10 protein-coding genes are annotated in these 13753 nt (G+C 36.5%); 3 read left to right on the top strand and 7 right to left on the bottom strand.

What is annotated here, in order from left to right; all coding sequences use genetic code 11:
• Nucleotides 1-5: 5 nt before the first annotated feature.
• From sufD to ACFIKR_RS06340, 4 genes are all read right to left on the bottom strand, one after another.
• Nucleotides 6-1268, bottom strand: a complete 1263-nt coding sequence (gene sufD, locus ACFIKR_RS06325) for a Fe-S cluster assembly protein SufD (RefSeq protein WP_375659268.1) — start codon at nucleotides 1266-1268, stop codon at nucleotides 6-8.
• Nucleotides 1269-1279: 11 nt separating this feature from the next.
• Complete coding sequence (gene sufC / locus ACFIKR_RS06330; protein ID WP_015856380.1) at nucleotides 1280-2035, bottom strand: Fe-S cluster assembly ATPase SufC; 756 nt, start codon at nucleotides 2033-2035, stop codon at nucleotides 1280-1282.
• Nucleotides 2036-2193: 158 nt separating this feature from the next.
• Nucleotides 2194-3705, bottom strand: a complete 1512-nt coding sequence (gene sufB, locus ACFIKR_RS06335) for a Fe-S cluster assembly protein SufB (RefSeq protein WP_015856379.1) — start codon at nucleotides 3703-3705, stop codon at nucleotides 2194-2196.
• 169 nt (nucleotides 3706-3874) lie between these two features.
• Nucleotides 3875-5020, bottom strand: coding sequence for a cysteine desulfurase family protein (locus tag ACFIKR_RS06340; RefSeq protein ID WP_375659269.1), 1146 nt, complete (start codon nucleotides 5018-5020; stop codon nucleotides 3875-3877).
• A gap of 161 nt (nucleotides 5021-5181) precedes the next feature.
• Between ACFIKR_RS06340 and ACFIKR_RS06345 the strand changes: the two genes are divergently transcribed.
• The 3 genes from ACFIKR_RS06345 (at nucleotide 5182) to ACFIKR_RS06355 (ending at nucleotide 8107) form a co-directional block, all read left to right on the top strand.
• Entirely contained in the window at nucleotides 5182-5862 is a 681-nt protein-coding gene (locus tag ACFIKR_RS06345; protein WP_015856377.1) for an alpha/beta hydrolase, read from the top strand.
• Between the two features lie 315 nt (nucleotides 5863-6177).
• A complete protein-coding gene (gene tyrS, locus ACFIKR_RS06350) occupies nucleotides 6178-7431 on the top strand; it encodes a tyrosine--tRNA ligase (RefSeq protein WP_375659270.1) in 1254 nt (417 codons plus the stop codon).
• A gap of 190 nt (nucleotides 7432-7621) precedes the next feature.
• A complete protein-coding gene (locus ACFIKR_RS06355; protein WP_375659271.1) occupies nucleotides 7622-8107 on the top strand; it encodes a peroxiredoxin in 486 nt (161 codons plus the stop codon).
• A 336-nt stretch (nucleotides 8108-8443) separates the two neighbouring features.
• On the opposite strand, the gene prfB is transcribed toward ACFIKR_RS06355, so the two are convergent.
• The 3 genes from prfB to ACFIKR_RS06370 all read right to left on the bottom strand — a co-directional run bounded on the left by prfB (nucleotide 8444) and on the right by ACFIKR_RS06370 (nucleotide 13603).
• A protein-coding gene (gene prfB, locus ACFIKR_RS06360; RefSeq protein ID WP_375659272.1) for a peptide chain release factor 2 occupies nucleotides 8444-9572 on the bottom strand; the annotation gives its coding sequence in 2 pieces (ribosomal slippage) (nucleotides 8444-9502 and nucleotides 9504-9572; 1128 coding nt in all).
• 167 nt (nucleotides 9573-9739) lie between these two features.
• Entirely contained in the window at nucleotides 9740-12205 is a 2466-nt protein-coding gene (locus tag ACFIKR_RS06365) for a penicillin-binding protein 1A (protein WP_375659273.1), read from the bottom strand.
• A 168-nt stretch (nucleotides 12206-12373) separates the two neighbouring features.
• Nucleotides 12374-13603 carry an N-acetylmuramoyl-L-alanine amidase gene (locus ACFIKR_RS06370; protein ID WP_375659274.1) on the bottom strand — a complete coding sequence of 410 codons (1230 nt, stop codon included), beginning with the start codon at nucleotides 13601-13603 and terminating at the stop codon, nucleotides 12374-12376.
• Between the last annotated feature and the right edge of the window lie 150 nt (nucleotides 13604-13753).

The following is a 13753-nucleotide window of genomic DNA, read 5'->3' on the forward strand; positions in this document are numbered from 1 at the left end:
CTACCTTAAACATTTTTTTCAAGCCATTTACTAATGATATTCTCCAAAGCAATTTGAATATTATCTTGCTTGATGTCATCAATGAGCTCAGAGATAAATCCTTTAATCAAAAGTGCACGAGCCGTTTTAAATGGGATACCACGCGCCATAAGATAAAAAAGATAATCATGATTAATATTAGCAACTGTTGCACCATGACCGCATGCAACATCATCAGCAAAAATCTCCAGTTCAGGCTTTGCATTAAATTCTGCATCATCTGAAAGAATAAGGCTATTACAAGCCATGCGTGCATCTGTTTTTTGCGCTTTTTGAGACACACGTATTATTCCTTGGAAAACACCAACAGCCTTATCTGTAACCACATTGCGTATAATTTCGGTTGATGTTGATTTTTCTTCCACGTGACGAACAGTCATTGTAAGATCACTATGTGTTTGTCCTGATAATAAATTTATAACGCGTAATTGAAAATCAGATTCTTCTCCCTGTAATTCAATATCGACTTCTTGGCGATTTAATTGGCTCCCTATATTAATGACATAAAGTGATAACTTCGCTCTTTGATCAAGAACAGCACAAAATCGACTAAATTGTGTAGAATTAAAATCACGATTGCGAATGAGAATCCACGTAACATCACTATCAGCAGCAACATTTAATGAAAATATTGAACTGACAAAGGTATCTTTATCATTGCCAATCTGATGTTCAATAAACATAACTTGACTATTTTTATCAACTTTTATATCCGAAAAAATATGAGACTGTCCCCCCATTTGTATATTTTGTAATTCAATGGGTATATTTAACTTTGTATTTTCAGGGATGTGAAAAAGCCAACCATCTGTAACAAAAGCTGTATTTAACTGTCCAATAAAATCCTCATCAGAAATGTTTTGATTTATCTGTACAGAATTATCTTCTAATGCGTCTGAAAGGCGTTTTACTGTAATATTATCTACCTTTGACTCTATCGATGTTTTTCCATTGTTTATGGAGAAAACAGCACTTTCTGAAAGCAAAGAATCAACCAATTGATTGTTTTGAACTTTTGAAAAATTGCTAATAGACTTCAGTAAGGTACGCAGATTGGTATAATGCCAGCTTTCGATTTTACGGGAAGGAAGCCGTGTTGTTTGAAACTGCTCAATAGTTTTCTTGCGGATTTCCTGTACAGCTTTATCACCAGGTAAGTCGTTTACACACTGATTGAAATTACTGAGTATATTTTCTTCAACTGCTAACAAGTTTTGTTGTGTATTCATATTCAATAACCTCAAACCGCTTCCCTGATAAGATCAGCATACCCATTTTGCTCTAAATAAAGCGCTAAGGATTTATCTCCACTTTTGATAATTTGTCCTTTATAAAGAACATGTACCGTGTCAGGAATAATATAATTAAGCAGCCGTTGATAATGGGTAATCACCAAAAATGAACGTTTTGAATCCCGAAGTTTATTAACACCATCTGCAACAATTTTTAATGCATCAATATCTAAACCAGAATCCGTTTCATCTAAAATGCAAAGTCTAGGTTCAAGAAGTGCCATTTGTAAAATTTCAGCGCGTTTTTTTTCTCCACCTGAAAAACCTACATTTAATGGACGCTTTAGCATATCCATATCTATTTCAAGTTTGGCTGAAACTTCTTTAACACATTTTATAAATTCAGGAATTTTAAGCTCTTTGTCACCACGCGCTTTGCGTTGAGAATTCATCGCAACTTTTAAAAATTCCATTGTCGCAACACCAGGTATTTCCATTGGATATTGAAATGCAAGAAAAACACCATATGTAGCACGTTCTGCTGGATCCATTTCTAAAAGCGATTTTCCATTATAGAGAATATCTCCTTCTGTTATTTCATAATCATCACGACCAGCAAGCAAATAAGACAAAGTTGATTTTCCGGCTCCATTTTGTCCCATGATAGCGGCAACTTCTCCATCTTGAACTGTCAAGTTTAAACCACGAATAACTTCTGTATCGGTCCCAGCAATACGGGCGTGCAAATTTTTTATCTCTAACATAATTTAATCCTGTTTTGGCTGTTTTTCAGATACCAATGCGTATTATTTTGCCTTAGCATCCATCTACTTTTGTCATTACCATAGAGGTCATTTTTAGCATTATTTGCTACTGTTACAGCCCTTTTACATCAAGTCTTCTATTTATCTAATTCAATAAATTATCCAACACTACCTTCAAGGCTGATACCAATAAGCTTTTGTGCTTCGACAGCAAATTCCATGGGAAGTTTTTGAATGACCTCTTTTACAAAACCATTTACAATTAACGCGATAGCTTCTTCTTCGGGAATTCCTCTCTGCATAACATAAAAAAGTTGGTCATCAGAAATTTTTGATGTTGTGGCTTCATGTTCAAACTGAGCTGTTGCATTTTTTGCTTCAATATAAGGGACTGTATGCGCACCACAATCATTTCCGATTAACAAACTATCACATTGCGTAAAATTACGCGCATTTTGTGCTTTTCGATGTGCTGTAACTTGTCCTCGATAAGTGTTATTTGAAAAACCTGCAGAAATGCCCTTGGAAATAATACGACTGGAGGTATTTTTTCCCAAATGAATCATTTTTGTACCGGAATCAATTTGTTGATGACCGTTTGCAACAGCAATAGAATAAAATTCTCCACGCGCATTATCACCACGGAGTAAGCAGGATGGATATTTCCAAGTAATCGCAGAACCAGTCTCAACTTGTGTCCATGAGATTTTAGAGCTATCACCTCGACAATCTCCACGCTTCGTCACAAAATTATAAATACCGCCCTTTCCATCTTTATCGCCAGGATACCAGTTTTGTACTGTAGAATATTTAATCTCTGCATTTTTAAGGGCAATAAGTTCAACGACAGCCGCATGAAGTTGGTTTTCATCACGTTGGGGTGCTGTACACCCTTCAAGATAAGAAACATAGGAATCTTCAGCGGCGATAATCAATGTTCGTTCAAATTGGCCAGTGTTGCGTTCATTAATCCTAAAATAAGTTGAAAGCTCCATAGGACAACGAACCCCTTTGGGAATATAAACAAATGAACCATCTGTAAAGACAGCTGCATTTAAGGCCGCATAATAATTATCACTTATAGGTACAACTGTTCCTAAATATTCCTTAATAAGCTCAGAATGTTCAATAATCGCCTCTGAAATAGAACAAAAAATCACACCAGCACGTGCCAGCTCTTTTTTGAATGTTGTTACAACAGAAACAGAATCAAAGACTGCATCAACAGCCACCTGCCCCGATACAGACATACTGTCATCGAACGTAGAGGGATCAGACTGTTTTCTTACTCCTGCCAAAATCTCTTGTTCTTTAAGGGGAATGCCAAGTTTTTCGTACGTTGCTAATAACTCAGGATCCACTTCATCCAAAGATTTTGGTCCTGTATGATTTTTTGGAGCAGCATAATAATAAAGCTCCTGAAAATCAATTTTAGGATATTCAAGACGCGCCCAATGAGGCTCTTGCATTGTTAGCCAACGGCGGTAAGCTTTTAAGCGCCATGTTAGCATCCATTCAGGCTCATGTTTTTTAGCAGAAATAAATTTGATAATATCTTCATTTAAGCCTTTTGGAGCTTTATCTGTTTCAATATTGGTTTCAAAACCATATTTATATTGGTCAACATCTATTTCACGTACTTGGCGTATTGTTTCTTGTACTGCCGGCATCAATTTTCTCCATTTTTTGGCGTCAAAAACCGGTAACTAAAAGTCTTGTTTTTTTACAAGGTTAAAGTAGCAAGTTATTTCCTAGGCTATAGGTAAAGTGCAAAAATTTCAATCAAACTTATCTTATTTTTAAAATAATTCTAATTTTATAACTTTCTGATGATAAATCTTACCCTTTTTTCTTGCTTATAATTTGAGAAAAAAACGACAGAAAATCATCAATATCCTCAGAAGTTGTGTCCCGCCCTAGCGAAATGCGAATGGCTCCATTTGGAACATCATACCCCATTGCCTCCAACACTTTGCTTTGTTTTACTTTTCCCGAAGAACAAGCAGAGCCGGATGATATAGAAAACCCTTCTAAATCAAAAGCAATTTGCATCGTTTCAGCTTTTATATTTTTCACGGTAAAGTAAGTTGTATTTGGCAAACGTTGAACTCTTTTGCCAAAAATTTTAACATTTTTACTTATTTTTTGTAGTCCTTCTTCTAATTTATTGCGTAAATATATTAACTGTTTTATTTCCTCCTGTGTGAAACAATCAGCCATTGCTGCCCCAAAAGCAGCAATAAGGGGCAATGCTTCTGTTCCTCCACGGAGACCTTTTTCTTGTCCTCCCCCAATAATAAGAGGGTGTGGCATGAGAAGATTACCACATGAAACAAAAGCACCGATTCCTTTAGGACCACCAATTTTATGTGCAGACAGTATAAAAAAATCTCCTCCTAGCTGATTAATATCCACGAAATTTTTATCGACATATTGTGTCAAATCAACAATAAGAGTACCTCCTAAATTCCGAACAATAGCGGCGATTTCTGTTAACGGTTGAATAACACCCGTTTCACTATTTGCAGCTTGAATAGCAACAAGAGGTAAACCTTTTGTTTTATCGTGAACCGTTAAGAATGATGTTAATTTATCTTGTTGAATAAGCCCATCTTGATCAACAGCAATGACGCTTATCAATTCTTTAGAAAAACGCCCTCCCTCCGCAACAGAGGGATGTTCAGTCGCTCCAAGGTAAAGATGAGAAAATTGAACTTTTGCATTCCCCATATTGTAAAAGGGTGTTAACAAAGTCATTGCTGCTTCGCTCGCACCAGAGGTAAATATCACGTGATCTGGATCTGTTTTAAGATTTTCAGCGATTTGTCGACGTGCCTTTTGCAACAAGGTTTTAGCCGCACGCCCTTCCTTATGAACCGATGATGGATTACCAAATATCTCTAAAGATTCCACTAACGCCATCCGTGCCATTTTTTTGAGCGGTGTTGTTGCGTTATGATCAAAATATCGGCGTCTTATAACCATTTTACATCGCAATCATTAATCTTATGAATTGATTAAAAAAATAGCGCAATTTTCTTGAAAAGTGCACTAAAAAAAGAATATCTAATAATTATTTAAGAGATTCTATGGTAAAAGTCGACCAAGGTCAATGAGAGCCTTTTATTGCATTTAAGGAGCATTTTATGCCAGAAATTATTTTTAACGGTCCCGCGGGTCGGCTCGAAGGGCGTTATCAACCTTCACAACAAAAAAATGCACCCATTGCGATCATTTTGCATCCTCATCCCCAATTTGGTGGAACTATGAATCATAAAATTGTCTATGACCTCTTTTATATGTTCCAACAACGTGGCTTTACAACTTTACGTTTTAACTTTCGTGGTATTGGTCGTAGTCAGGGTGAATTTGATTATGGAATAGGAGAACTTTCAGATGCTGCTGCTGCTCTCGATTGGGTGCAAACACAACATCCAGACTCTAAAAATTGTTGGGTAGCAGGATATTCATTTGGAGCATGGATTGGTATGCAGCTTTTAATGCGCCGACCGGAAATTGAAGGATTTATCTCAGTTGCCCCTCAGCCTAATGTTTATGACTTTTCATTTCTTGCACCTTGTCCCTCTTCTGGACTTATCATTCATGGCGGTATCGATAAAGTTTCCCCCCCAAAAGATGTTCAAATACTTGTCGATAAATTGAAAACACAAAAAGGAATCATCATCACACAAGAAATATTGGAAGAGGCTAATCACTTTTTCAGTGGATGTCATGAAGAACTTATTGAACGATGTGCCCACTATTTGGATAACCATATCACCAATGAACTTCTCGCTCCTCCTCCTGAAATACTTTCATTAACTTAGGAAAACACGATAGATTTATAAAAAATCAGAAAAAGTCGTCTTTGATCATAACAAAGTAATTTTTTTAGTCCGTACTTAAAACTTTTCTAAATTTTATTCTAGGATAGAAATGAGAATAACAGAATGCCTTTTTTCTATCACTGAGAAGTCTGTTTTTTAGCGTAAAAAGCAAATAATACCTGTATTATTATCTTTATATTATCAATATGTCTCTTTCTCTTGTGATGTATGCATCAGTTATGATAGATAACGCTCCATTATATAATCACCTATTATATGAAATGAATGCACTCTTAAAATTAGGAAATTGAATCTGTGTTTGCCTTTAAATCTGATTTTTTACACATTATGAGCGAACGTGGTTTTATCCACCAAATTTCAGATGAAAAAGGCTTAGATGATCTTTTTTCAAAAGAAACTATAAGCGCTTATACTGGATTTGATCCAACAGCATCGAGTTTACATGCTGGAAGTCTTCTTCAGATTATGATGCTTTATTGGTTACAAAAAACGGGTCATCGTCCCATTGCTTTAATGGGCGGAGGGACCGGATTGATCGGTGATCCTTCCTTCAAAGATGAAGCGCGACGTCTTCTGACACAAGATGATATTGCTGCAAATATTGATGGTATTAAAAAGGTATTTGCTAACTATTTGACATTCGGTGACCGAGAAACAGATGCTTGTATTGTGAATAATGCTGAATGGTTATGCAATTTAAACTACTTAGAATTTTTGCGTGATGTAGGAAAACATTTTTCTGTCAACCGTATGTTGTCATTTGATTCTGTCAGACTCAGACTTGAGCGTGAGCACTCTTTGTCATTCTTAGAGTTTAATTATATGGTTCTGCAAGCTTATGACTTTGTTGAACTTTATAAACGTTATGGGTTGCGTATGCAAATGGGGGGCTCTGATCAATGGGGCAACATTATTAACGGAATTGAATTAGGGCATCGTTTAGGAACACCACAATTATATGCGTTAACATCACCATTGCTGACAACCTCTTCCGGTGCCAAAATGGGTAAATCATTGAATGGGGCTGTATGGCTGAATGCGGATATGCTTTCACCTTATCAATTTTGGCAATATTGGCGCAATACGGAAGATGCTGATGTAACACGATTTCTAAAGCTCTATACCCCATTGCCAATGGATGAGATTCTTAAACTTTCTGTATTACAAGGGACAGAAATTAACGAAGCAAAAAAAATTCTTGCAACAGAAGTTACAGCAATGTTGCATGGACGTGTTCTTGCCAATGCAGCAGCAGAAACTGCTCGCAAAACGTTTGAAGAAAAAACTCTGGGAGAAAATCTCCCAACTGTTGAAATTAATGCCTCAGAATTAAAAAAAGGTGTTGGATTGCTCACTCTTTTAGTACAAGCAGGACTCGCTAAATCTAATAGTGAGGCACGCCGACACGTTCAAGGTGGAGGTGTACGTGTAAATGATCAAATTATTGAGGATGAAACACATCTTATTATTGAAGGGGATGTCAGTGCAGAAGGAATCATTAAACTTTCTTTTGGTAAGAAAAGACATGTTGTGATGAAACCAGTATAATCTTTTGTTGTTTTGTTTATGTTGTTCACGTCGACCTTGTTTTTTCAATCCAATCGTTGTGAGAGGGCGAGTTTTGTTAAGAAAATAAAGGTCTCTTTAAAACAATAATATTCTAGAGAGTTGAATAGTTATTTTCTTCTGTGTACTCTGATATCTTATACTTGTTACACAAGAAAGAAAGATGAAGACAATGACAAGACCAATGAAAGGTGCTCTTGCTCCTGATTTTAATTTGCTTCGCGATGGAGGAGAAACAGTATGTCTTTCTGACTTTAAAGGAAAACCTGTTGTTTTATATTTTTATCCGAAAGATGACACCAGTGGCTGCACAAGCGAAGCGCTTGATTTCACAAAATTAAAGATGAAATTTGATAAAATCGGTGTTGCTGTTATTGGAATCTCTCCAGATAATGTAAAAAAACATGATAAATTTAAAGTAAAATATGAACTTGATGTCATCTTGGTTTCTGACGAAGACAAAACAACCCTCGAAGCTTATGGTGTTTGGGTTGAGAAAAGCATGTATGGACGCAAATATATGGGTGTTGAACGGAGCACTTTTTTAATTGATGCAAATGGAATAATAGCAGAAGAATGGCGCAAAGTAAGCGTATCTGGGCATGCTGAAAATGTTTTAGCGACTGCAACACTTTTACATCATAACGGTAACTTATAAATTGAGTGTTTAATTTAACTTAAAAAGCAAAAGTTATCCTCCGAATTGATTTTAGTTTTTCAATGGATTCAATTGTTACAGTATATTGATTTATAAGGATAATGAATTGTTTTATATTCATATTAGTCCCTCAAATATCAAAATTTTTTCTTATTGCAGCTTTCTATCACTTGCAATATCATAAGCAGGATTGGCGTGTGAGAAAAAAATTGAAAAAAGGAACAAGAAAATCCCTCTTTGAACCTTTAAAGTATCAAGAGCTATCGTAGTATCACAACATCAATAAAACAAACAACTTAAGAAAAAAATCTACATGGTTGAAAGAAGGATATATAATTAACGAATATCCTCAATTTCTTTGTCTTGTCCATAAATGCGCCGTGCGAGCGCTGCCTCTATAAATGCATCTAAATTACCATTCAGTACGGACTGTGGGTCCGTATTTTCAATCCCTGTACGCAAATCTTTGACAAGCTGATAGGGTTGAAGAACATAAGATCTAATTTGATGTCCCCATCCGATTTCTGTTTTAGAAGATTCAGCAGCATTGATTTCTTCTTCTCTTTTTTTAAGCTCTTCTTCATAAAGCCGTGCACGCAACATCGACCAAGCCGTAGCGCGATTTTTATGTTGAGAACGCTCTGTTTGACATTGAACAACAATACCTGTTTTTATATGTGTGATGCGAACAGCGGAATCTGTCGTGTTAACATGTTGTCCTCCTGCTCCTGATGCACGATATGTATCAATACGCACATCTGCCTCTGAAACATCAACTTCAATATTGTCATCAATAACTGGATAAACCCAAATGCTTGCAAAAGAGGTATGGCGCTTTGCATTCGAATCAAATGGAGAAATCCTCACCAAGCGATGAACGCCTGATTCTGTTTTTAACATTCCATAAGCATTATGCCCTTTTACAAGAATAGTCGCTGACTTTATTCCTGCTTCTTCTCCATCATGAATTTCTAAAATTTCAACCTTCATTTCATGCTGTTCAGCCCAGCGCATATACATACGTAAGAGCATAGAAGCCCAATCTTGGCTTTCTGTTCCCCCTGCTCCAGCATGAACTTCTAAATAGGTATCATTTGGATCTGCCTCTCCTGAAAGAAGTACATCTATTTGCCTTTTATCTATCTCATTTTTAAGATTACGTATTGAATTTTCTGCATCAGCAATAATTTCAACATCACTTTCTTCTTCGCCCATCGCGATAAGCTCAATGCATTCTTCAAGTGTTTTTGTAAATGATAAAAGACCATTGATTGAATCATCAAGACGTTGACGCTCACGCATCATATCCTGTGCTTGTTGTGCATCATCCCATAATGACGGATCTTCCGCTTTTTGATTAAGATATTCGAGACGTTTTAGTGATTGATCCCAGTCAAAGATGCCCCCTTAGCAATTGAATTGCTTTCTGGATTTCATCAACTAATGTTTCTATTTCTGCTCGCATAATTTAACACCGTATTTTTTAACACTCTTTCTGGTTATGTCACTAGAATTTTATACAAATTTGATAGCTGCTGTGAGGAAATAGCATGGACTTATCATTCTATTTACAGGACCGACACTGTAAAAAAATAAAAACTATAGACTCATGGCAAAAGGAGATTTTGTTGATTAATACAGCCCACCTGCCCCACTTTCAAGGGCTTTATTGACTTGTGGAGAAGTGGTTACTGCAGGAACACCTTCTTGAAAAGAATTTGTACTCCCAATAACTTGATATATATCAGCAGGACCAGTCCCTGGTTTAAATGCTTCTATAATGACATCTTGATCTCCTCTTTCCGCAAGCATTCCTGTTTTCCGATTAATTGGCATTAAAATCATACCCTTTGGCATCTTAAAGGGAACATCTGGCTTCCCTTTAAGAGCATTTGCCATAAACTCACCAAAAATAGGTGCAGCTAATGAACTTCCGGTTCCATTATATCCTAATGGAGCAGGTTGGTCGTAGCCGATAAAAATACCAACGACAATGTCAGGAGTAAATCCCATAAACCAGACATCTTTAGAGTCATTGGTTGTCCCTGTCTTAGCGGCAATATGTCGATTAAGATAACGTAAACGTGCTGCAGTACCACGCTGAACAACCCCTTCCATCATGGATGTAATCTGATAAGCTGTCATAGGGTCAAGAACTTGATCTCGCTCATCAATCAATGTGGGTTCACGTTGATTATTCCATGAAGGCGTATTACAATTTTCACAAATACGATCGTCATGACGATAAATTGTCTTTCCATAACGATCTTGAATTCTGTCTATCAGAGAAGGCTTAATAGAGCGTCCCCCATTGGCAATAACTGAATAAGCTGTAACCATTCGTAATACTGTTGTTTCACCAGCCCCTAAAGCCATGGGAAGATAAGGCTGCAATTTATCCACTATGCCAAAGCGTTCTGCATATTCAGCGACAAGAGGCATTCCCATATCATTGGCAAGCCGTATTGTCATAAGATTACGAGAACGCTCAATACCATAACGCAACGTTGAAGGTCCTGCAAAGGTACCACCATAATTTTTTGGTTGCCAAACTTCCCCATTATATTGACGAACTTCAATGGGGCCATCTAAAACAACGGATGCTGGTGTATACCCATTATCAAGAGCTGCTGCATAAACAAAAGGCTTAAAAGCAGACCCCGGTTGGCGATAAGCTTGGGTTGCACGATTGAATTCAGATGCAGCAAAAGAAAATCCTCCCACCATAGCAAGAACGCGCCCTGTATGAGGTTCCATAGCAACAATTGCACCTTCAACCTTTGGAATTTGTTGTAAACGATAAGTGTTGTTTGGATTGGATAGTTTTTCAACAAAAATGACATCCCCAACTTGCAGAACATGAGATAAGTTCTGAACAGTTTTTCGATAACCATTTTCTTTTACAACATGGAGTGCCCATTTTGAATCAGATTCAGATAAAACAGCAATTTCCCGTTTTTTTGATAATATACCTGAAGCTTCGCGCTGTGGTTGTAAACCAATCTCTACTTTATTGGGATTAGCAGAAAGAACAACAGCTAAACGCCATTCAGGAACATCACTTAGCCCCGTGATATTTGCAAGTTCTATCCCCCAATCACCTTTTTTATCGATATGCGCATAAGCTCCACGCCATCCTTGCGAATGATCAAATCTAATTAACCCAGCGTGCAAAGCACGTCGCGCAATAAGTTGTAAATATGGATCAAGCGTTGTACGAATGGAAAGCCCACCTTCATAAAGTGTTTTAGCCCCATAGCGATGTATTAAACGACGCCGCACTTCTTCAGTAAAATAATCAGCCGCAAAAACATAGCTATCACTCCCACGTATTGTTGCTCCTAAAGGTTTAGCTTTCGCTTTTTCACCTTGTTCACGCGTTACATATCCATTTGCAATCATCCGATCTATAACCCAATTGCGCCGATCAATAGCACGTTGTGTATTCTTAAATGGATCATAATTTGCTGGTCCTTTTGGAAGAGCAGCCAAATAAGCACATTGTTCTAGCGTCAGATCATTGACGGATTTATTGAAATAGGTCAAAGAAGCAGCTGCTATACCATAAGTGCCACGACCCAGATAAATTTCATTGAGATAAAGTTCGAGAATATGATCCTTTGAATAAGTTTTCTCAATACGCATTGCTAAAATAGCTTCCTTAAATTTACGCTCTAACGTTGTTTCTGAACTTAAAAGAAAGTTTTTAGCGACTTGTTGCGTTATAGTTGAAGCACCCTCTGGACGTCTTCCAGAACCAATATTACGAATATTATTGATCAAAGCTCGAGAAAGTCCTTCGGGATCTAAACCAAAATGATGATAAAAGTTTTTGTCTTCAGCCGAAATAAAAGCATTTATAACAATCTTTGGTATTGATTGAATTGGTAAATAGAGGCGATGTTTTGTTGCAAACTCTGCCATAAGACGGCCATCAGAAGCATGGACGCGGGTCATTACCGGCGGCTCATAAAGTGAAAGAACTTCGTAATCAGGGAGTGCATTTGCTTGACCACTGGTCATAACACCCCATGTTATTGCTCCACAAAGTCCAATAGCAACAAAAAAACGAAGAAGATATCTTAAAAAAATCATCATAAAAACGGCTATCGCTTTCTTAAAAATTAATCAAAGAAAAAATACGTTACTTCAAACACACCAAGCGGATATCACCACAAGATTGAGATCAAGAGAAATTATTTTCTATCTTTTATTTATACTAAGGTACACTAGAACCCCATATTGATACTCTATTTTCTCACAAATTTAAAGAGGCTGTATCATTTTCTGCCTATAATGAGCAAATTGACGAATAGAATGAGCAATAGAGGCTGCCATTTGTTTTCTCCAATAAGGATCATTTAATAACTTTTCGTCCTCTTTATTGGATAAATAACCTATCTCTATCAAGACGGAGGGTATATCTGAAGCTCTTAAAACTTGAAAATTAGCATACCGATGTGGGTTATTAATCAAGTTAATATGATTCTTTGATAAACTTGAAATAACACTATTTGCAAAATTAACCGAAAATGTATGTGTTTCACGTCGTGTAAGATCCATCAAAATATCTGTAACTTCGAGTGTTTCATCTGCAGGCAAACCATCCAGCAAATCAACTTTATTTTCATTTTCAGCTAAAGATTTTGCAATGGCATCAGAGGCTTTGTCTGATATGGTATACACTGTAGCACCGCGAAGAGAATGTAGATCAATCGTATCTGCGTGAATAGATATAAAAAGATCAGCATCGAGCTCTTGCGCTTTTTTAACTCTTTCACTTAGTCTTAAAAAAATATTGGAATCTCGTGTTAAAGCAACAGTAATGTGAGAATCCTTTTTAAATTCGTCTCGCAATGCACGCGCAAAGTCTAAAGTCACATCTTTTTCTAAAACTCCAGTAACACCCCGTGCACCGCCATCAATACCACCATGACCAGGATCAAGAACAACACGGAAATTATATGCTGGCATTAACTGCGTTTTTGTATCAAAATTGGTTCTTTGCTGTTTTTTTAATATCTCATCAAATTTTTCTGGTGTACTTTTACGAATATCAATTAGCAACTGCCATAAACCATTATTTAATTTTTTTACGACACTTTTTTCAACCACAAAAGCTGTTTTACTTGTCAAAATAATGCGTGAAGTTTGTATGTCAGAGAAAGCATAACGCACATCTGAAAGCATAGCGGATAATGTATTCTGTTTCTTTAAAAGCGTATTTTGCATCGAAAAGTCAATTGTAGGTAAATTGATAACCAACCGTGCTGGCCTGTCTAAAATCTGTAAACGAACATTTGGTTTTGAATTGAAAACCGCAATAATACGCGTATGAACACTATCACCAATGGTTCGAAAATTAATAAGTCTCAGAGGATCTGCAGCTTGAACACTGATTTGGAATAGCAAAAAAAATAATGAAAAGTATGTGACGAGCACAATAATATCCCCATAAGCTGTTTTCAGCTTTTTGGTAAAAAAAAATCTTATCATAAGCAAAATACTCTACATTACATTTGTAATAATTTATCTTGGTTATATAAAAACGATACAGCAATTTATTCTCTATTTTTCAATAAAAGCTAAATAAACACTCAAAAACGAAATCAAGGTCATAAAGATATTATCATTATACATGATTTA

Source organism: Bartonella sp. MR30HLJHH, from assembly GCF_042194195.1.
Lineage (GTDB): Bacteria > Pseudomonadota > Alphaproteobacteria > Rhizobiales > Rhizobiaceae > Bartonella > Bartonella grahamii.